We start from the raw sequence: 26,896 nt of genomic DNA, 5'->3' as shown, positions 1-26,896 counted from the left end.
GCGGCTAGTCGGCTCGGACCGATGATACACCAGACGTCAGCGTTGCCCTTCCTGGCCAGAAGCAGCATGCTGCACCGTCATCGACTCCGTCTCCGCCAGCGCGACGACCAACTGGCGCCAGTGGCGCACCTGCGGTGCGATGGCGACCGCTCGTTGCCGGTCGAGTTCGCACCCGAAGAGCGATCCTTGCCCCAACGTGCAACCGCTCCGTGCCAGTGCGACGTACACCGCGAACTCGTCGATCGAGTCGGCGAGGCTGACCGCTCCCAGGTCCTGCGCGACCTGGATGAGCGCTCGTGCGAGGGTGGCAGCGCGCGGGTCGATGAAGAACGACCGTACGAACCCGCTCGGAATCCGGATACCGGCTCGCTGGAGTTCGACCAGAGGGTCGATGCCTTCCGGTTTCAGCACGGGATCGCGCACGAGCATGCCGATCCGGTGAGAGCTGAGCGCGGCGAGCCGCTGACGAGACGAGGGGGTGGCGAGGGCACTCGCTGGGAGGTCCAACCAGAGCCTTCCTGCGCACTCGGGTCGGGAGGCGAGCTGCTGCTCGAGGAACTCGGTGACCGCCTCATCGAGCATTGCCGGGCTCGGGAAACCGAGCACGACGGCCCAACTGTGCGGGAGCTCGCTGAGCCAGGCGACGGCTTCGGCTATCGCTCGTTGGGCGAGGGCGACATCGACGCCAGCTCGCTCGGCCAGGCGGGCGAGGCTATCGGCGCGCTGCACTGTTCCGTGTGGATCGACCCAAGACGGGGAAAGGTCGATACCGAAGAGCTGACGGCTCGCCAGATGGACGATCGGGAGTCCGCGGAAGACGATCGCCTCGTGGTCGATCGCCTGGCGGAGCGCCTGCTCGAGTGCGAGCTCCTGCGTCGCCGCCTCTGCCAGTGCCGGATGGAAGAACACGATGCGTCCCCTGCCTTGCCGCTTGGCTTCGTACAGGGCGAGGTCAGCATCCCGCAGGACGTCTCGTGCCGAGCACCTACCGTCGGCGCAGAAAACCACGCCGATACTCCCACCGACCGAGACCGATCGGTCTTCGATGCGTAGCGGTTGCGACAGCGCAACGAGCAGACGCCTGGCGAGTTCTCGCGCCGCTTCCTGGCTCTGCAACGGAGCGATGACGAGAAACTCGTCACCGCCGAGGCGGCCCACCGTGTCGCCGCTGCGGACCGTGTGGCGGAGCCGGTCGGCAACTTGGCGGAGGAGCGCATCGCCAGCTAAGTGGCCGAGCGTATCATTGATCGACTTGAACCCGTCGAGGTCGATGAGAAGAACCGCGAACGGGCGGCCGGCTCGCCGCAGTTCGTCCAACCGATCAATGAGGGCTGCGCGGTTGGCGAGTCCCGTCAACGGATCGGTCGTTGCCAGCCGTTCCAGCTCCTGTTGTGCCTGGACCTGCTCCGTCACGTCGAAGGCGATACCGACGACTCCAGCGATTTCGCCCCTCTGGTTCCGCAATGGTTCGAGGCGCACTCGGTAGTGCCGTCCGTTCGTCTCGAACTCGTACTCCTGTGGTTCACCAGCGAGTGCTCGGCGGTGCAGCCGGATCGGCAGGTAGTCGGGATCCTCGGTCCCGAAGTACTCGAACAGCGTCTGTCCCACCACCTGCCCCGGCTGCAAGCCGAGTTGCTGGAGCCCGCTCCCTTCGCTCGAGGTGAAGACGAGGTCACGATCGACTGTCCAGACGATCGCTGGGAGCTGGCGAAGCAGAGCCTGGAGACGTGCTTCGCGCTCGGCCAAGAGTCGCTCGATCGTCCTGCGCTCGTCGATTTCCTCTTGCAGTTGCTGACTGAAGAGCCGCAGGGATCGGTTGGCTTCGCTCGTTCGCCAGCCGAGTATCAATGCGACGGTCAAGAAGCAGGTGGCGAGTATCCCGAGGACCGCGATCGTCTTGGGGAACGGTGTCGCGAGCACGCTGGCTCGCTCCGGCGCGAGTTGCACGCGAACTCGGAGGATCCCGAAACCCGTTGTCCGGCTCGGCACGAGAGCAGTCTCAGCCGGTACTCCGGCCGCAGGGAGGCCGCTGGAAACGAGTGTCTCGTCGTCCAGCATCAGGGTGAGTGCTGCACCACGCGTCACGGTTGCCTGGATCGCCGGTGCGAAGAAGGTTGCTGGATCGATGACCGCGCCGAAGGTCGGATCACGGTCGTGCCAGGCGACGAGCAGGAGGGGGCGCCCATCCGGCCCATCGAGACGCGCCAAGGCAGGCGAGGCGATGTCCGGACCGAGGCGAGCGGCCGTTTGGATGAGCCTGCGGATCTCTCCCTCGCGCGTTCGCCACTCCGGGGCGACGAAGAGCGGACTCGTCGTGAACGGTGGGACTTGCCCGTACCACAGGAGTCCCGGGACACTCTGGTCATCGACACCCAGACGGAGGACACGTTCGGGTTGCAGCCGCTGCAAGCGGTTGTCGAGTAGTGTGGCAGCCTGATTGGCTGCCGCAACAGCTTCCGTCCGTGTCTGCGTCTGGAGCACGGTGGTCTGCCAGTGCTCGAGAACGATGACGGACACGATCGTCAGGAGCGAGCCGGCACCGAGCGCGGCCCACGGTACCCAACGGAGCGGTGACTGCTGCTGGCTCCGATCAGCCCGTACGGTAGCGAAGACGAGCGACCCTGCTGTGAGGACGAGCAGACCGAGCGCCCAGCGGAGCAGGGAGGAGGGTTCGAGGATCCGGAGTGCGTCGAGACGAGTGAACTGGGCGGCGAGGAGAAGCAGCGCGGTGATGCCGCCCAGTGATCCACTCATTCCGGAGAGACAGCGGAGTGGTGAGCGGTTACCGAGGGAAGGAGTCAGGAGCGCCAACCCGAAGAGAAGGTATGCAGCGGCGACAAGCGTACGCGGAAAGGATGACGAGAACAGAGACCGACCATCGAACAGGCCCGCCACCGCGACACCCGCGGCGAAGGTGGTTCCTGCGCCGAGGGGGAGGGCGAAGCGCTTCCAGTCCCGCTGCTCCGGTCTCGCAGCGTAGCCGACTGCGACGACAGCGACCGCACACGTGGCAGTGAAGAGGACGATGGGAAGCGGGAACGGAGCCGTTGCGACCAGGAGGAGACCGGTCGCTGCGCAGCCGAAGGCGATGGCTGCGGGCAACCAGCCGGCACCGTCGCGATCGGTGCTGTTGGGATCAGCCTGCTGTACCGAGCGGCTCGCGTAGCGCTGCCTACCCATCCCGCGCTTCTCCCTGCACGCCAGCCGAGCAGCCGGGGTGACCCACGAGCCGGCCGTGTCGCACAGACTCTATCACTTGTACGGCACGGAGTCATAAGGAGGCCATAGGTCTTTAGTCGGACTCGTACTCGATCTGTTCGGACAGGCAGAGGGGAGCGAGGAAGTCGCTCCCCTCACACGCTGTTCGCTCTGGCCCGCGCTCGCTAGCTGCAGCCGAGGCTGTTCCCGCAGTTCAGGCACTTGTAGCAGGAACCGTTGCGCACCGTGAGGTGCCCGCACACGTCGCAGAACGGTGCGTCACCCATCAGCTGGGACAGTTGCTCGTCCAGGGCGTCGCGGAGCACCGATGGGCGAGCAGCACCGTTGGCGGCAGCGGCGACCGTCGCCAGTGCAGCTGCGAGCTCAGCTTGTCCGTTCGCTCGTGACTGCGGCAGTTCGCTGGCAGCATGCGCTGGCTGCTCCGTTGGCTGACTCGCCCCTTCCGGCTGAGCGGTTGCGGAGGCTACCTCCGGCCGCGTCAGGTTAGCAGCGGGTGAGCGATTGCCCTGATCCTCCGGCGGCACCTGCACGAGATCGGTACGCCCGAGATACTCGTAGCCGAGGACGCGGAAGATGTAGTCGATGATCGAGGTCGCCATCTTGATGTTCGGATGACCCTCGACCATGCCCTGCGGCTCGAAGCGCTGGAAGGTGAACGTGTCGACGAATTCTTCCAGCGGCACGCCGTACTGCAGACCCTTGGAGACGGCGATCGCGAAGCAGTTCATGAGGCTCCGGAAGGCGGCACCTTCCTTCGCGACGTCGACGAAGATCTCACCGAGTGTCCCGTCCTCGTATTCACCGGTGCGCAGGTAGACCTTCTGCCCACCGATGCGTCCCTCGTAGGTGATGCCGCGACGCTTGGCTGGCAGTGGCCGTCGCCGCGGCCGCTCGACGACCACGACCTGTACCTGCTTCTCGGGCTCGCCAGCTGGCTCGGTTCCTTCGCCCTTCTTGCCCCTGTCGTCGCTCGATCGGGTCGCGAGTGGCTGGGAGAGCTTGGAGCCGTCGCGGTAGATAGCGAGTGCCTTGAGACCGAGGCGCCAGCCCTCGAAATACGCGTTGGCGACGTCCTCGACCGTCACCTCGTGCGGCATGTTGATCGTCTTCGAGATCGCTCCCGAGAGGAACGGTTGCACGGCTGCCATCATCCGAATGTGCCCCATGTAGTGGATAAAGCGCGTGCCGTGCTTCCCGCACTTGTTGGCGCAGTCGAAGACCGGCAGGTGCTCTGGCTTGAGGTGCGGTGCGCCTTCGACCGTCTGCCACCCGCAGATGACGTCGTTGGCTTCCTCGATCTGCTGCGGTGTGAAGCCGAGGGCGGTGAGCAGGTCGAAGCCAGGTTGGCTCCACTGTTCGGGTGTGAAGCCGAGACGCCGCATGGCCGCTTCACCGAGCACGTAGGGCGAGAAGGCGTGGCGGAGTTCGAAGACGCCCGGCAGTGCAGCCTCGATCCGGGCGAGGTCGTCGTCAGTGAAGCCACGCGCGCGCAGCGTCTCTCGATTGATGTGCGGTGCTCCTTCGAACGAGAGCGTGCCGAGCACGTAGCGCAAGATGTCCTCGATCTGCTCGGGGGCGTAGCCGAGTCGCTCGAGCGCTGGTGCGACCGAGCGGTTGACGATCTTGAAGTAGCCACCGCCCGCCAGCTTCTTGAACTTCACGAGCGCGAAGTCGGGCTCGATACCAGTCGTGTCGCAGTCCATCAGGAGCCCGATGGTGCCGGTCGGGGCGAGGAGCGTGGCCTGGGCGTTCCGATAGCCATAGCGCTCGCCGAGTTCGAGTGCGCGGTCCCAGGCCTGGCGTGCCGCGCGCAGGAGATCGGGTGGGCAGTGGGTCGGGTCGAGCCCCTGCGGTGCGATGTGGAGCCCCTCGTACTCCTCGGGATGCGCGTCGTAGGCCGCGCGCCGGTGGTTGCGGATGACGCGCAGCATGTGCTCGCGGTTCTCCGGGAAGGCCGGGAACGGGCCGAGGACGGCGGCCATCTCGGCCGAGGTCGCGTAGGCTTCGCCGGTCATGATCGCAGTAATGGCTGCAGCGACGGCGCGCGCCTCGTCGGAGTCATAGGGGAGTCCCATCGTCATGAGCAGGGAGCCGAGATTCGCGTAGCCCAGCCCGAGCGTCCGGAAGCGGTAACTGTTCCAGGCGATCTCGCGACTCGGATACTGGGCCATGAGGACGGTGATCTCCAGCACGATCGTCCAGAGTCGCACTGCATGCCGGAAGGCCGCGATATCGAAGCGGCCGGTCTTCGGGTCGTAGAACTTGAGCAGATTGAGCGAGGCCAGGTTGCAGGCCGTGTCGTCGAGGAACATGTATTCGGAACAATTGTGCACGACGATCCCGTTGGCGACGAAATGCTGGGTGCGCGGCTCGGTCAAATCGAAGACAGGTTGCTCTCCAAGGTATTCGAGCCCGACTACTTCATCCTCGAGTCGCTCCTGGTACACGCCCACGCGATCGTTGAGGGCTGCCAGCTTGGCGGCCTTCGGACTCTCCGGCATGAAGCCGATCTCTTGGGCGAAGCGGACGCGGGAGGAACGGCTGATCCGAAGCGAGTGCACCGGCTGGCGCTCGTACGTGCCGCCGGGCATACGGTTGAGACCGCCAAGCGAGCGATTGCGATAGAGCTTGGACTTGATACCGAACGAGAGGAGCAGCAGCTGAACCTGCTGCAGCAACGTCAGTGACGTGCTTTCGAGGGAGATGTACTGGGACTTTTCACCGTAGTCCGCGACGGTGCCGTCAGCAGTGAACAGTCCTCGCAAGAGCGCTGCTTGCGAGTCCCGGTCGAGGGTGAAGACTTCATCGGTAAAGCGCTTAGCAGCTGCACCCTGGTCAAGCACTGCGTACCGCGAAACGAGTGTGCGTACCGGCAGTGCTGATGTTCCGACCCGGAGCGTTGTGGGTGTCTCGATCACCCTCTTGGCCCGACGAGCGCGACCGTCCTCCGCTGCGGCTGTGAAGTCGTTGAGGGTGGTCGCGAGCGCTGCCGCCAGTGCTTGCTCGTCCTTGCCGACCGTGATGAAAAGGTGCCCCTGGCTTCCAGTCAGGCATCCGTCTCCTACCGCCAGCCCGATGATTTCTGCAACCGCTGGATCGAGGCTCCGCGTACCGAACCCGGCTCCGCGGAGTTGCACCCGATCGCCCGGTCGGAGTTCGATGGCGGGAACGTCTCCCCGGTTGACTGTCCAGACACGATGATCTGCGGTGAGATCCAGCGTGTAACCAGCACGGGTGTGCAGTCGATAGACTGGCTTGGTTCCGGTAGGGAACACCCGCGTCACGAGAGAGGGCTGCCCGTCACCCGCGATGATCTCGACGGTCTGACCGACGAGATCGGCAATGCGACGATAGCCCTGGGTCGTCGCGATCAGCGTGTCACCGGTCACACACGGGTTCGAGGCATTGATCCGTCCGGACGCTGGGCAGGTGTGCCAGTCGTTGATCGTGGTGTCGTACTGGATACCTGGGTCGGCGCACTGCCAGGCGGCCTCGGCGATCAGACGCCAGAGATCGCGAGCGCGGACGGTCTTGGCGATACGGCCGTCGGTCCGCCAACGCAGGTGCCACTCGCGGTCCTCGAGGACAGCCTGGATGAACTCGTCCGGGACGCGGACCGAGTTGTTCGAGTTTTGTCCCGAAACGGTCGCGTAGGCTTCACCGTTGAAGTCGGCTGAATACCCCGCGGCAACGAGCGCAGCGACCTTCTTCTCTTCTTCGGCTTTCCAGCGGATGAACTGCTCGATATCGGGATGGTCGATATCGACGACGACCATCTTGGCTGCACGCCGGGTCGTCCCGCCGCTCTTGATCGCGCCAGCAGCCCGATCGAAGACCTTGAGGAAGCTCATGAGACCGGAGGACGTTCCCCCGCCGGAGAGCGGTTCGCCTTCGGCGCGGATCTTGGAGAAGTTCGTTCCCGAGCCAGCGCCGTACTTGAAGACGCGTGCCTCGCGGAGGACGAGATCGAAGATACCGCCCGGGTTGACGAGGTCGTCCTCGACCGACTGGATGAAGCAGGCGTGCGCGGAGGGGTGCGAGTAGGCGTCCGGCGACTGGCGGAGTTCACCGGTCTCCGGGTCGACGTACCAGTGTCCCTGAGCAGGACCGGTGATGCCATAGGCCCAATAGAGCCCGGTATTGAACCATTGCGGCGAGTTCGGGGCGCCGATCTGGTGGAGCAGCATGTAGGCGAGCTCGTCCTCGAAAGCCTGCGCGTCCTCCGGTGTCGCGAAGTAGCCGTATCGCTCGCCCCAATCGCGCCAGCAGCCGACGAGGCGACGGATCACCTGCCGGACGCTCCGCTCGGGGCCGAGAACCGGATTGCCGTGCTCGTCGAGGATCGGCTGACCGTTCTCGTCGTACTGCGGCACGCCCGCTTTGCGGAAATACTTGGAGACGACGATGTCGGTCGCGACCTGCGACCAGTGTTCCGGTACCTCGGCATCGGTCATCTCGAAGACGACGGTGCCGTCCGGGTTGGTGATGCGCGACGCACGTCGCGTCCAGCGGACGCTCGCGTACGGATCCTCGCCCGGTCGCGTGTAGAAGCGCGGGATACGCAAGCCTTGTCGCCCCTCACCGGTGTTCGCTCGCTCCGTCACCATGACCGCCCCCACAATCCCTTCCTCGATGGAAGACCGGCGCAACGACGACCGGTCGAACCCCTCACCACTAGATCTTGCGTCGATCGCCGGCTTCCGGCCCAAGCTCTAGTGTAGTCGCACCCGCCGGCACTGTCCAGATGTGTCTTCCGGTCACATGTGCGACTCACTCGTTCGGAGTCGTTGCTGTACGTACAGCCTGAGAACAGTCTAGCACCGCCGAGGATGCGCTGCAAGAGGGTCGCGTACGAACGCATGAAGTCGCGGGGTCGCGCCGGAGCTGTTCGAAAGCGTCCTGCCGGAGGAGCACGGAGAACGGTTGATGCGCTGTGCCCTAGTGTCCGGTCCCTGCCATCCCGTGCAGCGAGGCCTACTGTGTCTGGTTGCCTCACTCGGCTTGGGGATCGAGCAAGCCGATCCGCAACGCGAACCGCACCAGCTCCGACCGGCGCGAGAATCCCAACTTTTGCATGACGCGGTGCCGGTAGGTTTCGACCGTTTTCGGTGAAAGGAACAGCTGATCGGCGATCTCCTGCGCGGTGTAGCCGGCTGCCGTGAGCCGCAGCACCTCGCGCTCGCGCTCGGAGAGCAATTGTGCGGGGTCCTGGACTTCGCCCGCCTGCGCGCGGTCGAGATATCGCTGCAGGAGCGTCCGTGCCGCTGCCTGGTCGATGAACACTTCACCGCGTGCGACCGTCCGGATCGCCTCGATGAGATCGGTGTGGAGGCTGGACTTGCGCACGTAACCGGATCCCCCTGCCTGTAGGACCGGCAGGAGGTACCGCTCCTCGGCGTGGACGGTCAGGATCAGGATACGCGTCGGCACGCCGAGTGCCGCGATCCGTCGCAAGGCTTCCAGCCCGTTTCCCGGCATGCTGATATCCAGCACCGCGACGTCCGGCTGGAGTTCTCGTACCAGTTCGACCGCTTCGTCAGCGCTACCGGCCTCCCCGACGACCCGAATGTCCGGTTCGCCTTCCAGCAGCGCACGGAGCCCAACCCGGACGACGGGATGGTCATCAGCGAGCAAGACGCGAATCGCTTCCGACGTCATTGTTCTCCCTCGGTTCCATCCGGGAGCTGGTCAGCGGGACGGAGCGGTACCGTGACCGCGACGCGCGTTCCGGCTCCTGGTTCCGTTTTTACCTCCAGTGTGCCATGGACCAATTGCGCGCGTTCGCGCATGCTGAAGAGCCCCACTCCGCTTCCGAGCACTTCGTTGAGATCGAAGCCCTTGCCCCGATCGGAAATACTCAGTGCCACACGGTCGGCCTCGAAGGCCAGTTCCAGCGTCGCTCGATCGGTTCCCGCATGCTTGGCGACGTTGGTGAGCGCCTCCTGGGCGATTCGGTAAAGCGCCAGCTCGATCTCGGGGGCGAGTCGCTGGCACTGTCCCCGTATCTGGACCTGGACGGTCAAGCCGAAACGCTGCCGGTATTGCATTGCCAGGCCTTCCAGTGCTGCGACCAGGCCGAGATCGTCGAGCACTGGTGGGCGGAGTTCCTGGGCAATGGCTCGAATCGACTCGAGGGCCGAACTCGTCAGGTCGATCAGCTCGCGCAGTACCGTGCCATCGGTCAGTTGCTGTCGGTCGTGCACCATCTTGAGCAGGACGAGGAGTGCGGTGAGACTCTGGGCCGGATCGTCATGCAGCTCCCGTGCGATCCGGCGCCGTTCCTCCTCCTGAGCCGTCAGTGCCCGCTGCGAGAGTTCACGGAGTCGCTCCTGATAGCCGACCAGCGTGTCCAGCATCGCGTTGAACGTCGAGGTGAGGTTGTCCAGATCCGGATCGCTGAACGTCACGGCTGGCGCACGAACGTGGAAGTTGCCGCGACGGACTTCATCCGCTGTCTGCTCCAGTACCTCGATCGGCCGGAACGCCGCGCGCAGGACGATCCAGTTGATGAGCACGGACAGGAGCGTTCCGGTAACCGCGAAGAGCGCGACGAGTTCCGGCAGGTGCTCCGTATTCCCGGTGCTCAAAAGGGTCAGTGTGGTCCCGACGATCGCTCCGACGACGACGATGAGCGAATTGGCGACCAGCACTTTGTAGAAGATCGGAAGGTGCAAGAGTCGTCGGACGACACGCGCAGGCGGTGTGCGAAAACGTGGTGTCACTGCTCGAATCCGCAACGGCTCTCAGCGACGCTTCTTCTTTTTCTTCTTGGCGTGGCGAGCTGGCGGAATCGCTGCTGGACGGGCTGGGCCTACCCCGGTCGACATCCCATCGAAACCTGGGAATCCGGCGAACGGATTGGCTCCGCCGAGCAGTCCGCGGAGACCGCCGCGGCCACGACCAGCCGCCAGCTGGCCGAGTTCGGTCATCATCCGCTGCATCTGCTTGAACTGCGAGAGTAACTGCGAAACCTCGGCCATCGTCGTTCCGCTTCCCTGGGCGATACGCCGGCGCCGGCTGTAGTTGATGATGTCCGGATTGCGCCGTTCCTCCGGAGTCATCGAGAGGATGATCGCCTCGACCCGCTTGTACTCGTCGTCGCTGATCTGCACCTGCTGCTGGCGCAGGAGCTGGCCCATACCGGGAATCATCTCGAGCAACTGGGTGAGCGGGCCCATCTTCTTCACTTGCTGGAGCTGGTGGAGGAAGTCCTCCAGGTTGAAGGTGCCGGTCAGCATCTTTTCCTGGAGCTTCTTTCCTTCTTCCTCGCTGATCTGCTGCTGTGCCTTTTCGATCAGCGAGATGACGTCCCCCATCCCGAGGATGCGCGTCGCCAAACGATCCGGGTAGAACGGCTCCAGCGCATCCACCCGCTCGCCGGTACCGATGAACTTGATCGGGACGCCGACGACCGCCCGGATGGAGAGTGCTGCGCCTCCGCGTGCATCACCATCCATCTTCGTCAGGATGAGGCCGGTGAGGTGCAGGCGGCGATGGAACTCCTGCGCCACGTTCACGGCCTCTTGCCCGGTCATCGCGTCGGCGACGAGCAGGATCTCGGTCGGGCGCACCGCTTCCTCGATCCGCTCGAGTTCCTGCATCATCGGTTCGTCGATCTGCAGCCGACCAGCCGTGTCGACGATGACCGGGTTGTAGCCCTGATCACGAGCCAGCTTGACTGCGTGCTTGACGATCTCGACCGGATCCGATTTCGCCCCCTCGTCGTAGACAGGGAGGTCGTGCTGCTGACCGAGTGTCCGCAGCTGCTCGACCGCGGCCGGCCGGTAGATGTCCGCTGCCACGAGCAGCGGGCGCCGTCCTTCCTTCCGGAGGTGGTATCCCAGCTTGGCCACCTGCGTCGTTTTCCCGGAACCCTGCAGACCGACCAGCATGATGACCGTCGGGGGCTGCGGTGCCCACTGCAGCGGGACACGCTCGTTCCCGAGCACCCGGACGAGTTCCTGGTGGACGATCGCGATGACCTGCTGGGCCGGTGTCAGCGACTTGAGGACTTCTCCACCGATCGCACGCTCTCGCACCGCGGCGATGAAGTCGCGGACGACCGTGTAGTGGACGTCCGCTTCCAGCAGCGCCCGGCGCACCTCGCGCAGCGCCTCGTCGACGTCCTGTTCCGTGAGACGCCCCTTGCGCCCGATCCGTTCGAAGACTGCCGTGAGGCGGTCAGTCAATGCTTCGAACATGCCTCATTCCTCCTCGTCCCCGAAGAACAGGGCGTCGACGTACGACTCGGGGTCGAACTCGGCGAAATCGGTCGGTTTCTCACCGGTACCCACGTAGGCGATCGGGATACCCAGCTCGCGGGCGATGGCGAAGGCGATACCGCCCTTGGCCGTTCCGTCCAGCTTGGTCAGCGCGATATCGGTGACACCGGCTGCTTCGGTGAAGACACGCGCCTGGTTGAGTCCGTTCTGACCCGTCGTCGCGTCGATCACCAGCAGCACCTCGTGCGGTGCCTCGGGCACCTGCCGCTGGATGACCCGCCGGATCTTGGCGAGCTCCGCCATGAGGTTCGTCTTGGTGTGCAGGCGGCCAGCCGTATCGATCAAGAGCACGTCGATCCCACGGTTGTGGGCAGCTTGCATTCCGTCGAACACGACGGCGCCAGGATCCGCTCCGGGTGCATGAGCGATCACTGGCACACCGAGGCGCTCGCCCCAGGTCTTGAGCTGGTCGATCGCTGCTGCCCGGAACGTATCGGCTGCCACGAGCAAGACCGACCGCCCCTGATCGAGGTGGTAGCGGGCGAGCTTGGCGATCGTCGTCGTCTTCCCGGTGCCGTTGACACCGACGACGAGCGACACGAACGGCACGCCGCGCTGGTAGATCTTGACGCGGCGATTCCGCATCGCTGCATCGAGCAGCGCGACCATCTCGTCACGCAGGGCCTCGCGTGCCTCGGCTGGATCGCGGATTTCGCCGCGACGCACGCGTTCGCGCAAGCGCTCGAGCAATGCCTCGGTCGTCGCCACGCCGAGGTCGGCCTGGATGAGCAACGCCTCGAGATCTTGGAACAGCTCTTCGTCGACGGTATTGCGCTCGAACAGTTGGACGATCTGCCGGAAGATGCCCTGGCGACTCCGCTTCAGGCCTGCTTCGAGCTGGGGAGTCGCCGGAGCACGCCGGCGGAAGAAGCGACTGAAGATCACGGTCATCTCCTCGGTCTACGGGATCCACTCCCTGGAGTGTGGCGCCGCAGCGGTCGCCACGGCGCCGGAGACAAGTATACCCGTTCGTGTTGCGTTCTCTCGGCCTTCATCGAATAGCTCGATGTGAGGATCGCCCGGTCAGAGCGAATGGATGCGCGGGAGCGTTTGGCTGTCCTCTCCCCTTCCGCCGTGACCGGATCGTTGACGAACCCAGGGTGAACCGGCACACTCGTCACGACCGACGCTTCTCAGACAGGGAGGGGACATGCATCGCGCACCGGGGGAGTATCACATTTCGGTAAAGGAACTCCCTGCGAGCGAGCGGCCACGCGAGCGCTTGCGTCAGCTCGGAGCAGACGTGCTGACGAACGCCGAACTCCTGGCGGTGATCCTGAACACCGGCACGCGCGGCGAATCGGTACTCGATCTCGCACAACGGCTCCTCGTCAGCTTCGGAGGGCTGGTCGGTCTGGCGAGAGCTGACCTCGTGACGCTGCAGCAGTTCCACGGTCTGGGCGAGGCCAAAGCCGCCAAGCTGAAAGCCGCGCTAGAACTCGGCCGTCGTCTCGCACTGGCCCAGCCGGAAGAGCGGCCAGTCGTGCGGACACCGGAAGATGTGTACACGGTCGCCGGTGCAGAGATGGCCCTGCTCGAGCAGGAACAGCTGCGCGTCGTGCTGCTCGACACGCGCAATCGCGTGCTCCGCACGGTGACGGTCGCCCAGGGGCACGTGAATGGCGCACAGGTGCGCATCGCTGAACTCTTCCGGGAGGCGATCCGAGCGAACGCGCCAGCGATCGTCCTGTTGCACAACCACCCTTCGGGAGATCCGACACCGTCGCATGCCGATATCGAGCTGACGCGGAGCGCCGTGCAGGCTGGGCAGCTGCTCGGGATCGAGGTCATCGACCATCTCGTCATCGGCCACGGGCGGTTCTGCTCGCTCCGGCGACTCGGCCTGGGCTTTCCCAACAGCTGATCGGCTCGTCCCAGAAAGGCGGAGGCTCGCGTACTGGGGCGGCACGGCAAACGGTGTGGCTTTCTGGTACCGGGCGATCTGACAGGGTCGCGCTTCCGGCAGCAGCTCAGGTGCATCCGCACGTCAGGACGCTTCAGGCTCCCGGAAGCCACCCGCGATCGATCAAGGTCTCCCGTCCGAGGTGGCCGAGCAAGATTTCGAACGCTGTCCCGGCCAGTTCGGGATGATATTCCATGCGATTGCGCTCGAAGTACTGGACGAGGTAGCGCCGGCCGTCCGTCTTGCTCACTTCTTCGAACGGCTCGCTGATCGGATACCCGAAAACGGCCGCACCGCCACGACTCCACCAATACTCCTGGAAAGGTGGCCCGAGCGTGTGCCGTGTTTCGACGAAATAGTCGATGCGCGGGTCGTCCGGTCGCTCGACCGGGCGGAACGGCGGCTCGTTCTCGCGGCCCCGCGTGCGCTCCACACCGAGGAGCCCGAGGAGGACTTCGAACGGCGTTCCCGCGTTTTCCGGATGGTGCTCGAAGCGGGCGCGCTCGAAGTACTGGACGAGATACTGGTGCCCGTCCGTTGCCGAGACTTCGACGAACGGCTCGGTGAGCGGGTAGCCGAAGCGCTCCAGCCCGCCGTTCGCTTTCCAGAAGGCATAGAAAACCTCAGGAACGTTGTGTCCGGTGACGTCGAAATAGACCATATCGGGATCGCTGCTCGGCGGTACCGGTGCAGTCGGTGGTGGCAGGGTCTGCAGCTCCTGCGGGAAGACGCCTTGCTGCTCGTAGCGGACGAACTCGCGGACGAGACTCGCGCTGAGCTTCCACTTCCGTACCGAGCGAAGGCGAATAAAACCGGTAACGGTGACCGCTTCACCGGGTGGGAGCGGCCCCGGCAAACCCCAGCGGAACGGATTCGGAATTCCGTCGTTTCCCTCGAAGTCGACGCCGACGCGGAAGGCTCCCTCCTCTTTGGGATAGCCGACGGTGTCGAAGGTTTGCCCTTCCTCGTAGATGAAACCCGGCGGCGGACCTTGCGTCGGCAACTCGATCGGTCCGACGTTCCGCACCACGGCATCGACCCGCACGAGCGTGCCGGCGTAGAGTTCGCTCGCCGGCGTGAAGGTGACGCTCACGAGTTCGGCCTTCGGTTCGAGCCGCCGCGGCTTGTTCGGGAAGACGATGGGCCCGGTACCCTTGAGCATGCCCCGGAGGACAGGGATGCGGGCGTACAGCTGGTCGCCAGGGCACTCGGTGATGTTGTAGTCGCGGTGGCCGCCGATGTTCGGGACATCGAGGAGGTCCCGGAAGGGACTGATGCCGGCGGGATCGAGATTGCCCGCCCGCGTCCGGATCAGCCGGGCCAGCGCGTCCAGTACTGACTGCGGTGGTGCGGTCGAGGTGAAGTCGCCGAGCACAGCAATACCGAGCGTGCCCGTGTTGTATCCAGCAGTATGGGCACCGACGACGTTCGGACCACCATACCGTCCCTCGTAGGCCCGCCCCTGCCAATCGACGATGAAGTTGTAGCCGATGTCGCCCCACCCGAGCGTGACTGCATGGTACGCATAGATCGCCCGGATCGTCGCAGCCGGATCGGGCGGGTCGTTCTTCGTCACGGTGTGATGAACGATCACTTTCTGGATCGGCGCGTAGCGAGGTGGCCAGATCTCCTCGCCGTTTTCGTCGAAGCGGAGCGATTCGTCCGCGCCCCATCCGGCGCGTGGCACGATCCACCCGTCGATGAGATCGGGTGTCGCGAGCCACTGGGTATCGGCCTCGAACGTTTCGACTGCCGTCACGCGCAGGGTACGAAGCTCCGGCGCCGTGCCGTCCGGCCCCGGTTCACACCGGACGAGGAGTTGTACCTGCTGACCGCGTGCGAGAACCGGTGGCGCGTACACCCACCCGTCATTCTGGCGCGGGGGCATGTGCGGATCGCTGTCGAGCGTGATCCAGTCGCTCCACGAGCCGTCATGACCGGCCAGTCGAAGTGCGATGGTCAAGAGCGAACCAGGAGGGGCCGACGCTTGCCAGCTTACCTCGACGCTCGTAAAGGGGTAGGGGAGCGGGTAGACCGGTGTGAGCAGTTGGCCAGCACGGGGAAAAGGGGCCTCGACCATCCAGGTAGTCCGTCGAATGCGGCTCGCTGCGGCACGAACTCCTCGGAACTCCGTCACCGTTGCGATGATCGCTCCACCGGCAATGCGTAAGAGTGTCCGTCGCGTCAGGCGTAACCCCCGCATCGCGTCCCCCTCGATGGTGCCCTCCTCTCCGGACTGGCACCGCCGCAATGGTACGCCCCAGGGGGTGTACGGTCAATGCGACCGTACACCCCCGATCCTCCTAGGAAAAGCATTCGGCTGGAACGGTGGTATGCTGGAGGGCTGTGGAAGGGCTCGGTCGTGGTGCGATGGCTCCGCGCTCGCTCGGCGATGCACAGCCGGCTGGCCAGGGAACTGGCGCTTCCCCTGGCACTGGCGGTGCTCCTGCTCGCGCTCGTGGCACTCTGGCTCGCTGGTCCGGCGCGAACGGAACGCGTGACGATCGCAGCGCTCCATGGTCTCTGTGCGCAACGACCGAGTCATTCGTTCTGGTTCGGTTCCTATCGTTTGCCGTTCGATGCACGGATGACCGGCATCTACGCTGGCTCGTCGTTCACACTCCTGTGGCTCGCCTGGCGTGCTGGGCGAGCGAGTGCGCCGCCGAGTGCTGGCTCGGTGGTTCTCCTGGCCAGCGGAGTTGCTGTCCTCGCGGTGGACGGCGCGAACGCGCTGGTCTGGGATCTTCGCTTGCCCACACTGTATGAGCCCCACAACACCGTCCGCTACGTGACCGGTGCTTGGACGGGAGTCGCGCTCGGTGTTCTCCTCTGGTGGGTGTTCGTCTCCACGTCCTGGATCGCGACTCGGCGAACAGCGGAGCGCGTCTTTCAGTTCGGCCGTGACCTCCCTGTCCTCGGAGCTGGGCTGGTCGCTTTCGGCTGGCTCGTCCATGTGGGGCCGGTGACGCTCTACCCGATCGTCGCGCTCGGCTTGGTCGCAGCAGCGGTGCTGACGCTCGCCTTGCTCGCCTGGCCGTTCGTTCTCCTGCTGACTGGCCGGCTGGAGCGTCTCGGGAGCTGGGGAGACGCGCCCGTTCCGGCACTCCTGTCCGGCTGTTGCGCGCTCATCGTGATGGCGCTGACGAGCAGCCTGCGCTTCGCTGCCGAGGCGGTACTCCATCTACCGCCGCTCTCGTAATGCTCGGAGAAACCGAGGAGAAGGCACGATGCCACGCGATGTACCGGTCGGAAACGGGCGGCTCTTGCTCGCCTTCGACCGCACCTATACCCTGCGCGACGTCTATTACCCGCGCGTGGGCCAGGAGAACCATACGCAAGGCCGTTCGAATCGCTTCGGTATCTGGTGCGACGGCCAATTTGACTGGCTATCCGATGACGGATGGGAACGGCAGCTGCGTTACGAGGATGGCACGCTCGTCACGGATGTCCGCCTGTGCCATCCTCGCCTCGGCCTCACTCTGGTGTGCCATGATGCGGTCGCACTGGAGCACGACCTCTGGATCCGCCAGGTACAGGTGCACGATGAGCGGGGAGCCGATCGCTGCGTCCGGCTCTTCCTGCACTTCGATGGCTATCTCTGGGGCTATGCAGACGGCGAGACGGCCTACTACGAGCCAGCGGCGCGAGCCCTCGTTCACTACAAGGGCAAGCGGTATTTCTGGTTCTCCGGCTGGGCCGGCGAGCAGCCGGGTTACCACTTCTTTGCGTGCGGCAATAAGGCGTTCCGCGGGCATGAAGGAGCCTGGCGCGATGCCGAGGACGGCGAACTGAGCGGGAATCCGATCGCTCAGGGATCGGTCGACTCGATCGGAGGATTGGAACTGGAGGTGCCTGCTCATGGGAGTGCAACGGCGACCTTCTGGATGGCTGCTGGCTTGCGTTTCGCCGACGTTTCTCGCATCCATCAGGTCGTCCTGCAGCAGGGGCCGGAGCAGTTGCTCACACGGGTCCGCCGCTACTGGCAGAGCTGGGTGCAGCCGGATCCACCGCGATTGGAGACGCTCCCGCCAGCACTCCAGCGACTGTATCGTCAGAGCTTGCTGATCCTGCGGACACAGATCGACGATGGTGGAGCGATTCTGGCAGCGAACGACTCCGACATCCTGCACTTCGGTCGCGATACCTACAGCTACGTCTGGCCGCGCGACGGCGCGCTGATCGCCAATGCGCTCCTGGAAGCGGGCTATCCAGAGCTGGCCCGTCGCTTTCTTCTCTTCATGGGAGAACTGGTCACGCAGTACGGGTTCTTCCTCCACAAGTACAACCCGGACGGATCAGCCGGTTCGAGCTGGCATCCCTGGGCAGGGCCGAACGGCGAACTTCAGTTCCCGATTCAGGAAGACAGCACAGCGCTCGTCCTCGTCACACTGTGGTCGTATTACCGGAAGACGCGTGACCTCGAACTCTTGCGGTCACTGTACAGCCCGGTCGTCGTTCCCTGTGCGCGCTTTCTCGCTTCCTACCGCGATTCGGTCACAGGGCTTCCCGCGCCCTCCTATGACCTCTGGGAAGAGCGGCGTGGTATCCATGCCTTCACGGTCGCGTCGGTCGTCGCTGGCTTGCGCGCTGCGGCCGGGCTGGCGAGCATCTTCGGCGACGATCAGTTCGCCGAGACCTGGCGGCGAGCGGCCGAGGATATCCGCGCGGCAGCGGAGCGGTTCCTCTATCGTCCGGAACTCGGCCGCTTCGTCCGCATGCTGACCGTGTCACCGAATGGTGTGGTTCATCCCGACCCGACGCTCGACGCGAGCCTGGCTGGCCTCTTTCTCTTCGATGTTTTGCCGGCTCGAGATCCACGGATGACCGCAACGATGCGCGCGATCGAGGAGCGCTTGTGGGTGAAGACGCCGATCGGCGGGGTCGCCCGCTACGAGGACGACTACTACTACCAGATGAGCCGGGACCTCGAACGGATTCCGGGAAATCCGTGGTTCATCTGCACGCTGTGGCTCGCCGACTGGTACATCGCGCGGGCGAATTCTCCGAGCGAGTTGGGCCGGGCGTTGGAACTCCTCGAGTGGGTAGCGCGACATGCGCTCCCGAGCGGCGTGCTGGCCGAGCAAGTGCATCCGGAAACGGGTGAACCGCTTTCGGTCAGCCCGCTCAGCTGGAGTCACGGGACGTACATTCACACGGTCCTGCGCTACCTCGAGCGCGAACAGCGCCTCGCGGCGGCAGGCTGGCCGGCCTTCCTGGCTCCGTGAGCAGCCTCGAGCGGAGATTCAGCGCCCGGGTGGCCAGTTACCGTACCAGTCGAACCGCTGCTCGCTGAGTCCGACCACCACGTTCTTGACCTGCGTGTACAAGTCGAGCGCATGGCGCGAGAGTTCGCGGCCGATGCCGCTCTGCTTGAAGCCGCCGAAGGGTGCCTCGGGCGGATTCACCACCGGGTAGTTGATGCTGATGTTGCCGGCCTTGATCCGTGCTGCGAGCCGGTGCGCCCGCTTGATGTCGTTCGTCCAGATCGTGGCAGCCAGCCCGTAGATCGTCGCATTGGCGATCTCGACTGCTTCGTCCTCGCTCCGGAACGGAATGACCGACAGGACGGGGCCGAACACTTCCTCCCGCGCGATCGTCATGTGGGGCTGTACTTCGTCGAAGATCGTCGGTTCGACGAAATTCCCTCGCTGGAGCGCGGGATCGTCCGGTCGCTTGCCGCCGAGCCGCAGCGTTGCCCCTTCGGACTTGGCGCGTTCGACGTAGCTCAACACCCGTTCACACTGACGGCGCGAGACGAGCGGACCGAGTTGGGTGTTTTCGTCCAGCGGGTCACCGATGCGGAGCTGGGCGGCCTTGCGGAGGAACTCGTCCATGAACCGGTCATGGATCGACTCGTGCAGCAAGAGCCGCGTGCGTGCGGTACACCGTTGGCCAGCGTTGGAAAAGATGGCGAAGAGCGAGCCGTTGACCGCCTCTTCGAGATCGGCATCGGGAAAGACGATGTTCGGTGACTTGCCACCGAGCTCGAGCGAGACCTTCTTGATCGTTCCAGCGCTCAACCGCAGGATCTCGCGACCGGTTTCCGTCTCGCCGGTGAAGGCGATCTTATCGACCAGCGGGTGTTCGCAGATGGCTGCTCCGACCTCGTTGCCCGGGCCCGTGATGACGTTGACGACTCCCTCCGGAATGCCGGCTTCGAGGCAGATCTGGCCGAGCACGAGCGCAGTGATCGGGGTATAGCTCGCTGGCTTGAGCACCACGGTGTTCCCCGCAGCGAGCGCGGGGGCGAGCTTCCAGGCGGCCATGAGGATCGGGAAGTTCCAGGGGATGATCTGCCCGCAGACACCGTACGGTTCGCGAACGGTATAGTCGAGGAGCGGGCCGTTCATCGGGATCGTCTCGCCCCAGATCTGGCCGGTAAGGTTCGCGTAGTACTCGAAGCAGTTGGCCGCTGCGAGGATATCCATGCGAGACTCGACGATGATCTTGCCGCAGTTGAGCGTTTCCAGCCGAGCTAGTTCGTCGAGCCGCTCGCGCAAGATCTCGGCGACCTTGCGGAGCCGTCGAGCACGCTCGTTCGGTGTCATGCGTCCCCACGGGCCCTCGTCGAAGGCCCGCCGGGCGGCACGGACAGCCCGGTCGACATCCTCGCGGCCAGCTTTGGCGACGTAGCCGATGACCTCGTTGGTGGCCGGATTGTAGGTCGGAAACGTCTCACCGCTCGCGGCGGGAACGAACTGCCCATCGATCAGGAGCTGGTACACCCGGATACCCGTTTCGGTTGCCATCGACGTCCTCCAGGTAGCGTGTTTTCGCCGAGCGACTTCCTTCGCATCGTCCGGTGCTGTGCCCGTTGCGTGGGGTAGCGAGCCTGTCATGCAGGAGGCGGCGTGAAGACAATCCGCCAGGGCTTGAGCTGCACGATCTCCTGGAAGACACCGGCTTCGTAGAACGGGTCGCTTTGGATCAGCTTGCGGGCTTCCTCTTCCGAATCGGCCTGGTAGATGATGAGCGCTCCGCTATCGTCCTCGAAAGGGCCGGAAGCCCAGAGTTTCCTCTGCTCGCGCAACGAAGCGAGATACTGTCGGTGGGTAGGGCGCACTTCCTGGATCTTCTCCGGGTTCCCGTAGCTGATGACCGCGGCCCACAGCATCGCGCACTCCTCTCGTCACTCGACGTCGTACTCCGCTTCACGCTCACCAGGATAATCCGGTTCGGCTGGGCTGACGAGAGCACGCGGATCACCGGTGATGACGAACGCGACGCGCTCGCAGATATTGGTTACCCGGTCAGCGATCCGCTCGAGATTGTGGGCTGCCCAGAGCAGGAGAGTCGCCCGCTCGATCGTTCGCGGGTCGCTCATCATGTAGGTGAGGAGTTCCCGGTAGACCTGGTCGTAGAGCCCGTCGACCTCGTCGTCGCGCCGCCAGATCGCGCGGCATCGCTCGAGATCCATCTCGATGAACGCGTCGAGCGCCTGCCGCAGCATATCGATCGAGATCTCGGCCATACGGGGGATGTCGATCAGCGGCTTGAGCGGTGGCCAGGCGCTCAACCGGATGGCGATCTTCGCCAGTCCCTCCGCGTAGTCGCCGATCCGCTCCAGCTCGCTGATGATGAACAAGGTCGCTGCGATGATGCGGAGATCGGTCGCCATCGGCTGCTGGGTCGCGATGAGGAGGAGCGCTCGTTCCTCGAGCGCATAACTCCGCTCGTCGATCTCGCGGTCGTGGTCGATCACGTTCTGGGCCAGAGCGACGTCGTACCGCTTGAGCGCTTCCACCGCACGCTCGACAGCTTTCTCGACCATACTGCCCAGGTTCAGGACATCCTGGCGGAGCAGCTGGAGATCGCGTTCGAACTCTGCGCGGGCTCTGATCGCCATGGCCTCGCCTCACCTTCGTCAAGGTACACGAACCGGAAGCGCGCGTGGGTCTCGAGGAGACACCGAGTGAGAGAAGTGTACCGGAACGAGATCCGTATTCCTAGCCGATCTTGCCGGTAATGTAATCTTCCGTTTCCTTCCGCTTCGGATTGGTGAAGATGCGCTGTGCCGTGTCGAACTCGATCAGACGACCGGTTCGTTCCTCCCCGGCGAGCAAAAAGGCGACGTAATCGGCGATGCGGGCTGCTTGCTGCATGTTGTGCGTGACGATGACGATCGTGTACCGCTGCTTGAGTTCCCAGATGAGTTCCTCGATCCGGTAGGTTGCGATCGGGTCGAGCGCGCTGGTCGGCTCGTCCATCAGGAGGACGAGTGGCTCGACCGCCAGTGCCCGGGCGATGCAGAGGCGCTGCTGCTGTCCGCCGGAAAGCGATCCGCCAGGTGCCTTGAGCTTGTCTTTTACCTCGTCCCAGAGCGCCGCGGCTCGCAGGCTCCGCTCGACGATTTGGTCTGCTTCGGCTCGTGAAAGGCGCGGACGATGCAGCCGCACGCCAGCCAGGACGTTGTCGTAGATCGACAACGTCGGGAACGGATTCGGCTTCTGGAACACCATTCCCACGAGCTGCCGCACGCGGGCCGGGTCGATCCCTGGCTGGTAGATGTCGATCCCCTCCAGACGGACACTGCCGGTCACCCGTGCGCCCGGAGTCAGTTCGTGCAACCGGTTCAGGCAGCGGATGAACGTCGATTTCCCGCAACCGGATGGCCCGATGATTGCCGTCACTGCACCAGGATGAATGGGGAGCGTGATGTCGTCGAGTGCCTGGAAGCGCCCGTAGAAGGCCGAGAGGTGCTCCACCTCCATGCTGGCGGCGTTGACTGCTGCAGCCGTTTCCCGCGCCGCACCTGCCCGGGCTGCCTGCGCGTTCGTCAGGGTCGTGATCGGGTCGGACATCGGGGCCTCCGTCGCTTCCGGTTCAGCCGATGCGGCCAGTGATGTAGTCCTCTGTCCGTCGGTCACGTGGCCGCAGGAACAGCTCACGGGTGGGCGCATACTCGATGAGTTCGCCCGTGCGATCCTCGCCGGCCAGCATGAAAGCCGTGTAGTGCGAGACGCGGGAAGCTTGCTGCATATTGTGCGTCACGATGACGATCGTGTACGTATCGGCGAGCTCGAGCATGAGGTCTTCGATCCGCATCGTGGCGACTGGATCGAGCGCTGAACACGGTTCGTCCATCAGGAGTATCTCCGGTTCCAGCGCGATCGCACGGGCAATGCACAGACGCTGTTGCTGCCCGCCTGACAGGGCGAGCGCGCTCTGGTTCAGCTTGTCCTTCACCTCGTCCCAGAGCGCTGCCTTGCGGAGCGCTTCCTCGACGCGGGCCGCGAGGTCGCCACGATACCCGTTGATGCGGAGGCCGAACGCGACATTCTCGAAAATGCTCTTCGGAAAGGGGTTCGGCTTCTGGAAGATCATCCCGATATGCCGACGCACCCAGACCGGGTCGGTCGACGGCGCATAGAGTTCGATGTCGCCCCACCTGACGGAGCCTTCGACACGGGCTTCCAGTGTGAGGTCGTGCATCCGGTTGAGCGCTCGCAGCAGCGTACTCTTGCCGCAACCGGAGGGGCCGATGATCGCGGTAATACGGCGAGCTGGGATCGTGAACGTGACGTCGCGGATCGCCTGGTGACGGCCGTACCAGACGCTCAACCGCTCGATCCGGAGCGCAGCTGGCTCGCGTGGCCGCACGATGTAGCGCTGGGCCTGTTCGGTGACGGTCATCGGTGCACTCCTCGTCAGTACCGGATACGGCGTTGCAAGCGAGCACGCAGAACGATCGCCAGGCCGTTGAACACCAGCAGGACAACGAGCAACACGATGATCCCACCCGCTGCCCGTTCGTGGAAGGCCGGTTGCGGACGCGAGATCCAGTTGAAGATCTGGATCGGGAGAACCGTGAACGGATCGAAGATGCTCTTGGGCGTGAAGGCGACGTAGGTGAGCGCGCCGATCGTGATGAGCGGTGCCGTCTCGCCGATCGCGCGGGCCAGGGCCAGGATCGTCCCGGTGAGGATGCCGGGTAAGGCGGCCGGCAGTACGAAGTGTCGCACCGTCTGCCACCGTGACGCACCGAGCGCGAGTCCGGCCTCGCGAATGGACGGCGGGACAGCGCGCAGTGCTTCGCGCGCGGCGATGATGATGATCGGGAGGACGAGCAGGCTCAAGGTCAATGCGCCAGCGATGAGACTACGGCCGAGCATGAACGTGCGCACGAACACGCCGAGGCCGAGGAGACCGTACACGATCGATGGGACAGCTGCGAGATTCGAGATATTGACCTCGATGATGGCGGTCAGCCGGTTCTTCGGCGCGAACTCTTCCAGATAGAGCGCTGCGGCGAGGCCCAGTGGAAACGCCATGATCGCGACCAGCACGAGGAGGTACAGCGTTCCGACCAGTGCTGATCGGATACCAGCTTGTTCGGGGCGTCGCGAGGGGAAGCTGGTCAGGAAGTCCCACGAGAGGACATGCCAGCCGTCGCGGACGACATCGGCGATGAGAACGGCCAGCGCCGTCAGGCCGATCACGATCGCCGCAGCACTGAGGATGCCGAAGAGCGTCCCCAATCGCCTGCGGAGGGCGAGTCGCGGTTCGAATTCGCGGTCGATCGAGCGTTCGGCAGTCACTCGTAGACCTCCCGGAATCGCTGGAGGAAGCGGTAGCTCAAGAGATTCAAGGCCATGGTGATCACGAAGAGCGTCGTACCGACAGCGAAGATCGTCTGGTATTCCAGCGTGCCGTGTGGGGTATCGCCGAGGCTGACCTGGACGATATAGGCCGTCATCGTCTCCATCGCGACCAGCGGGTTCAGCGTGAAGCGCGGGACCTGCCCCGCTGCGATCGCCACGATCATCGTCTCGCCGATCGCTCGCGAGACGGCGAGGATGAAAGCAGCGACGATACCGGAAAGCGACGACGGCACCACGACCCGCCAGACGACCTCGAGCTTGGTCGCTCCCAGTGCGTAGGCACCTTCCCGCAAGCTCTGCGGGACGGCACGCATCGCGTCCTCCGAGAGGGAGGCGACGAGCGGAAGGATCATGATACCCATCACCAGGCCGGCGGAGAGGGCATTGAAGACCTCGAGCTGGGGAATGAACCGCTTCAAGAGCGGCGTGACGAAGAGGAGTGCGAAGTAGCCGTAGACCACCGTCGGAACGCCAGCCAGGATCTCGAGAATCGGCTTGACGATCGCTCCCAGCCGGGGCGATGCGTATTCGGAGAGCCCGATCGCCGCGAGGAGGCCTAATGGGAGGGCAACGAGCATCGCGATCGCCGAGACGACGAGCGTCGCCGTGAGGAGCGGCCAGATGCCGAAGTGCTTCTCAGTGAACAGCGGTGTCCACTGGGTGTCGGTCAAAAAGTCAACGATCGACACCCGCTGGAAGAAGTGGAACGTCTCGATCGCCAGCGTATAGATGATGCCGAGCGTGGTTCCGATCGACACCAGCGCGGCGAGGAACAGCACAGCGAGAACGATCGACTCGCGAACCTGGCGGATGCGGTCGATCCGCTGCGTTCCGGTCAGGACACGTTCCACCCAGGCTCGCCGGTCGATCGGCGTTGGCATCGTTACTGGAGTCGGCTCGGTCGTCACCGTTTCACCCCACGGGGTAGCGATCGGTGCGAGGAGGAGACAACGGCTCGTCTCCTCCTCGCGGATTGTACTCGCCTTTGTGCCTGACTCGAAAGCTATTCCTCACGCTTGAGAACGTCCTCGATCGAAACGCCGACCTCGACCCCCTTGAAGACCGATCCGGTCTTCCGTGCTCGGAAGCGTTCCAGCGCGAGCTGGTACGCCTCGTCCGGTAGCGGAATGTAGCCGACTTCCTGCGAGAGCGTAGCCGCGTTTTGAAGGTAGAACTCGACGAAGGCTTCGATCTCCGGCCGATCGGCCTGGTCGCGTGCCACATAGATGAAGAGTGGGCGGGAGAGCGGTTGGTACTGTCCCGTCTTGACCGTCTCGAGGTTCGGCTCGACCGGTTGACCCGTCTTGGGATTGACGATGGGAACGATCTTGACGCGGCCACTATTCTCGATCGCGTAGGCCAGCCCGAAGTATCCGAGCGCGTACTTGTCTCCACTCACTCCTTGGACGAGGACATTGTCGTCCTCGGATGCTGTGTAGTCGCCGCGACTGGCTCCCGACTTGCCGTTGATCGCCTCGGTGAAGTAGTCGAACGTGCCCGAGTCGGTACCGGCTCCATAAAGGTTGAGCGGTGCATCGGGCCAGTTCGGTCGCACCTGGTTCCAACGGGTGATCACCCCTTGCGATTCCGGTTTCCAGATCAGGTTGAGTTCCTCGACGGTCAGGTGGTCGACCCAATCGTTCTGCGGGTTGACGACGACTGCCAAGCCGTCGAAGGCGACCGGCAACTCGATGAACTCGCGTCCGTTTTGCTCACAGGCCTGTAGCTCCGAGTCCTTGATCGCGCGCGAGGCATCGGAAATGTCGGTTTCTTTGTTGCAGAACTTCTTGAAACCGCCGCCGGTACCGGATATACCGACAGTCACTTTGACATTCCGGTACTGCTTTTGAAACTCTTCGGCGACGGCTTCCGAAATCGGGAAAACCGTGCTCGATCCATCGATGGCGATCGTGCCGCTGAGATCCGCAGCCGGCTTTGTCGGCGTCGCAACTGTCGGCTTCGCTGGCGTGGCGCCACTTACCGGTGTCTGGCCCTCCGAGGTCATCGCTGGCGTGGGGGTCGCGCTACTGCCCGCGCAGGCGGCGATCAGCGCACTCGCTGCGGGGACAGCCAGCCCGAAGGCTGCGAGCCGGGCGAGCAGTTCTCGTCTAGTGAGTGCCTGTGTCATCGTTCGATCCCTCCTCGATCACCATCTCGTCGACCGTGAATTCCGGTACGAATCGGTAGCCGATTCCGTGAACCGTGCGAATCAGGCGCGATCCATCCTCCTCCCCTCCCAGTGCCTCGCGGATCCGGTGAATGTGGACGTCGACGTTGCGCAGATCGACGATATCCTGTCCCCATACCAGATCGAGTAACTCCTGCCGGGTGCAGACGCGACCGGCGCGCTCGACCAGTGCGGCGAGCAAGGCGAATTCGCGCGGGGCGAGCCGGATCTCGCGCCCACGAAAGACCACCCGATGCTCGTCGCGAAAGATGACGAGGTTGCCTGCCGTCAGTACCGTACCCGGTGGTGTCTCGCCGGAGCGGCGGAGCAGCGCCTCGATACGCGCGAACAGCTCCCGTGTCCGGAACGGCTTCGTGACGTAATCGTCCGCGCCAGCCTGGAAGAGCGCGACGATATCGTCTTCGCTGTCGCGGGCTGTCAGGACGAGGATCGGCGCATTCGACCACTTGCGGATGAGTCGGCAGACGTCGCGGCCGTCGATACCCGGCAGCATGAGGTCGAGGACGATCACGTCTGGTCGAACTGTGCGGGCGAGCATGATGGCCTGTCGGCCTTCCTGTGCCGACCAGACGCTGTACCCTCGCTGCTGCAGGCTATAGGTGAGGATCTGCACCAGCGTGGGATCATCTTCGACGACGAGAACTCGACGTTGTTTCGGTACTGCCTGTTCGGTCATCGCGCTCGACTCGACCGCTCGCTGCAC

Annotated in this window: 19 protein-coding genes; 3 read left to right on the top strand and 16 right to left on the bottom strand. The window is 64.4% G+C overall.

The features are described 5' to 3' along the window. Positions 1–36: 36 nt before the first annotated feature. The 6 genes from OO015_RS05275 to ftsY all read right to left on the bottom strand — a co-directional run bounded on the left by OO015_RS05275 (position 37) and on the right by ftsY (position 12,386). Positions 37–3,180, bottom strand: coding sequence for a putative bifunctional diguanylate cyclase/phosphodiesterase (locus OO015_RS05275; RefSeq protein ID WP_265940184.1), 3,144 nt, complete (start codon positions 3,178–3,180; stop codon positions 37–39). A gap of 203 nt (positions 3,181–3,383) precedes the next feature. After that, the gene (locus OO015_RS05270; RefSeq protein WP_265940183.1) at positions 3,384–7,826 is read right to left on the bottom strand and encodes an LAGLIDADG family homing endonuclease; all 4,443 of its coding nucleotides are present in this window, start codon (positions 7,824–7,826) and stop codon (positions 3,384–3,386) included. Between the two features lie 385 nt (positions 7,827–8,211). Then, positions 8,212–8,877, bottom strand: coding sequence for a response regulator transcription factor (locus OO015_RS05265; protein ID WP_265940182.1), 666 nt, complete (start codon positions 8,875–8,877; stop codon positions 8,212–8,214). Beyond that, positions 8,874–9,941: an ATP-binding protein gene (locus OO015_RS05260; protein WP_265940181.1), complete on the bottom strand. Its 1,068-nt coding sequence runs from the start codon at positions 9,939–9,941 to the stop codon at positions 8,874–8,876. The genes OO015_RS05265 and OO015_RS05260 overlap by 4 nt, the downstream gene beginning before the upstream one ends. 21 nt (positions 9,942–9,962) lie before the next feature. Beyond that, complete coding sequence (gene ffh / locus OO015_RS05255) at positions 9,963–11,420, bottom strand: signal recognition particle protein (protein ID WP_265940180.1); 1,458 nt, start codon at positions 11,418–11,420, stop codon at positions 9,963–9,965. Positions 11,421–11,423: 3 nt separating this feature from the next. Continuing rightward, the gene (gene ftsY, locus OO015_RS05250; protein ID WP_416236591.1) at positions 11,424–12,386 is read right to left on the bottom strand and encodes a signal recognition particle-docking protein FtsY; all 963 of its coding nucleotides are present in this window, start codon (positions 12,384–12,386) and stop codon (positions 11,424–11,426) included. Between the two features lie 265 nt (positions 12,387–12,651). Here ftsY and radC point away from each other — a divergent pair, with 265 nt between their 5' ends. Then, positions 12,652–13,365 (top strand): RadC family protein, encoded by a 714-nt coding sequence (gene radC / locus OO015_RS05245; protein ID WP_265940178.1) that lies wholly within the window; start codon positions 12,652–12,654, stop codon positions 13,363–13,365. A 133-nt stretch (positions 13,366–13,498) separates the two neighbouring features. Here radC and OO015_RS05240 read toward each other — a convergent pair whose 3' ends face one another. Beyond that, on the bottom strand, positions 13,499–15,607 hold the full coding sequence (locus OO015_RS05240; RefSeq protein WP_265940177.1) for an N-acetylmuramoyl-L-alanine amidase: 2,109 nt from the start codon (positions 15,605–15,607) through the stop codon (positions 13,499–13,501). Between the two features lie 159 nt (positions 15,608–15,766). Here OO015_RS05240 and OO015_RS05235 point away from each other — a divergent pair, with 159 nt between their 5' ends. Together OO015_RS05235 and OO015_RS05230 are read left to right on the top strand one after the other, a co-directional pair. Beyond that, positions 15,767–16,603, top strand: a complete 837-nt coding sequence (locus OO015_RS05235; protein WP_265940176.1) for a DUF2085 domain-containing protein — start codon at positions 15,767–15,769, stop codon at positions 16,601–16,603. 28 nt (positions 16,604–16,631) lie between these two features. After that, on the top strand, positions 16,632–18,629 hold the full coding sequence (locus OO015_RS05230) for a glycoside hydrolase family 15 protein (protein WP_265940175.1): 1,998 nt from the start codon (positions 16,632–16,634) through the stop codon (positions 18,627–18,629). 18 nt (positions 18,630–18,647) lie between these two features. Here OO015_RS05230 and OO015_RS05225 read toward each other — a convergent pair whose 3' ends face one another. The 9 genes from OO015_RS05225 to OO015_RS05185 all read right to left on the bottom strand — a co-directional run bounded on the left by OO015_RS05225 (position 18,648) and on the right by OO015_RS05185 (position 26,896). Continuing rightward, entirely contained in the window at positions 18,648–20,153 is a 1,506-nt protein-coding gene (locus tag OO015_RS05225) for an aldehyde dehydrogenase family protein (RefSeq protein ID WP_265940174.1), read from the bottom strand. 86 nt (positions 20,154–20,239) lie between these two features. Next, positions 20,240–20,518, bottom strand: a complete 279-nt coding sequence (locus OO015_RS05220) for a YciI family protein (protein ID WP_265940173.1) — start codon at positions 20,516–20,518, stop codon at positions 20,240–20,242. A gap of 15 nt (positions 20,519–20,533) precedes the next feature. Next, positions 20,534–21,250 (bottom strand): phosphate signaling complex protein PhoU, encoded by a 717-nt coding sequence (gene phoU, locus OO015_RS05215; protein ID WP_265940172.1) that lies wholly within the window; start codon positions 21,248–21,250, stop codon positions 20,534–20,536. A gap of 100 nt (positions 21,251–21,350) precedes the next feature. Beyond that, positions 21,351–22,205, bottom strand: a complete 855-nt coding sequence (pstB, locus tag OO015_RS05210; RefSeq protein WP_323053844.1) for a phosphate ABC transporter ATP-binding protein PstB — start codon at positions 22,203–22,205, stop codon at positions 21,351–21,353. Between the two features lie 22 nt (positions 22,206–22,227). Beyond that, positions 22,228–23,037, bottom strand: a complete 810-nt coding sequence (pstB, locus tag OO015_RS05205) for a phosphate ABC transporter ATP-binding protein PstB (RefSeq protein ID WP_265940171.1) — start codon at positions 23,035–23,037, stop codon at positions 22,228–22,230. Positions 23,038–23,051: 14 nt separating this feature from the next. Beyond that, positions 23,052–23,942, bottom strand: coding sequence for a phosphate ABC transporter permease PstA (gene pstA / locus OO015_RS05200; RefSeq protein WP_265940170.1), 891 nt, complete (start codon positions 23,940–23,942; stop codon positions 23,052–23,054). Then, positions 23,939–24,913: a phosphate ABC transporter permease subunit PstC gene (pstC, locus tag OO015_RS05195; RefSeq protein ID WP_265940169.1), complete on the bottom strand. Its 975-nt coding sequence runs from the start codon at positions 24,911–24,913 to the stop codon at positions 23,939–23,941. Before pstC ends, pstA begins: the two co-directional genes overlap by 4 nt. Positions 24,914–25,008: 95 nt before the next feature. After that, complete coding sequence (locus OO015_RS05190; protein WP_265940168.1) at positions 25,009–26,133, bottom strand: PstS family phosphate ABC transporter substrate-binding protein; 1,125 nt, start codon at positions 26,131–26,133, stop codon at positions 25,009–25,011. Then, positions 26,114–26,896, bottom strand: a complete 783-nt coding sequence (locus tag OO015_RS05185; protein ID WP_265940167.1) for a response regulator transcription factor — start codon at positions 26,894–26,896, stop codon at positions 26,114–26,116. The genes OO015_RS05190 and OO015_RS05185 overlap by 20 nt, the downstream gene beginning before the upstream one ends.

Source organism: Thermomicrobium sp. 4228-Ro (assembly GCF_026241205.1).
In the GTDB taxonomy this organism is placed as follows: Bacteria; Chloroflexota; Chloroflexia; order Thermomicrobiales; family Thermomicrobiaceae; genus Thermomicrobium.
The sequence above is the reverse complement of the archived record's forward strand: the minus strand, read 5'-3'. Positions and strand labels throughout refer to the sequence as shown.

Coding starts and splice junctions, on each gene's coding strand:
- OO015_RS05220 (WP_265940173.1), bottom strand. CDS start 20,518: ATGCTGTGGGCCGCGGTCATCAGCTACGGGAACCCGGAGAAGATCCAG.
- OO015_RS05190 (WP_265940168.1), bottom strand. CDS start 26,133: ATGACACAGGCACTCACTAGACGAGAACTGCTCGCCCGGCTCGCAGCC.
- OO015_RS05225 (WP_265940174.1), bottom strand. CDS start 20,153: ATGGCAACCGAAACGGGTATCCGGGTGTACCAGCTCCTGATCGATGGG.
- radC (WP_265940178.1), top strand. CDS start 12,652: ATGCATCGCGCACCGGGGGAGTATCACATTTCGGTAAAGGAACTCCCT.
- phoU (WP_265940172.1), bottom strand. CDS start 21,250: ATGGCGATCAGAGCCCGCGCAGAGTTCGAACGCGATCTCCAGCTGCTC.
- OO015_RS05270 (WP_265940183.1), bottom strand. CDS start 7,826: ATGGTGACGGAGCGAGCGAACACCGGTGAGGGGCGACAAGGCTTGCGT.
- pstB (WP_323053844.1), bottom strand. CDS start 22,205: ATGTCCGACCCGATCACGACCCTGACGAACGCGCAGGCAGCCCGGGCA.
- OO015_RS05275 (WP_265940184.1), bottom strand. CDS start 3,180: ATGGGTAGGCAGCGCTACGCGAGCCGCTCGGTACAGCAGGCTGATCCC.
- pstB (WP_265940171.1), bottom strand. CDS start 23,037: ATGACCGTCACCGAACAGGCCCAGCGCTACATCGTGCGGCCACGCGAG.
- ffh (WP_265940180.1), bottom strand. CDS start 11,420: ATGTTCGAAGCATTGACTGACCGCCTCACGGCAGTCTTCGAACGGATC.
- OO015_RS05240 (WP_265940177.1), bottom strand. CDS start 15,607: ATGCGGGGGTTACGCCTGACGCGACGGACACTCTTACGCATTGCCGGT.
- OO015_RS05265 (WP_265940182.1), bottom strand. CDS start 8,877: ATGACGTCGGAAGCGATTCGCGTCTTGCTCGCTGATGACCATCCCGTC.
- OO015_RS05230 (WP_265940175.1), top strand. CDS start 16,632: ATGCCACGCGATGTACCGGTCGGAAACGGGCGGCTCTTGCTCGCCTTC.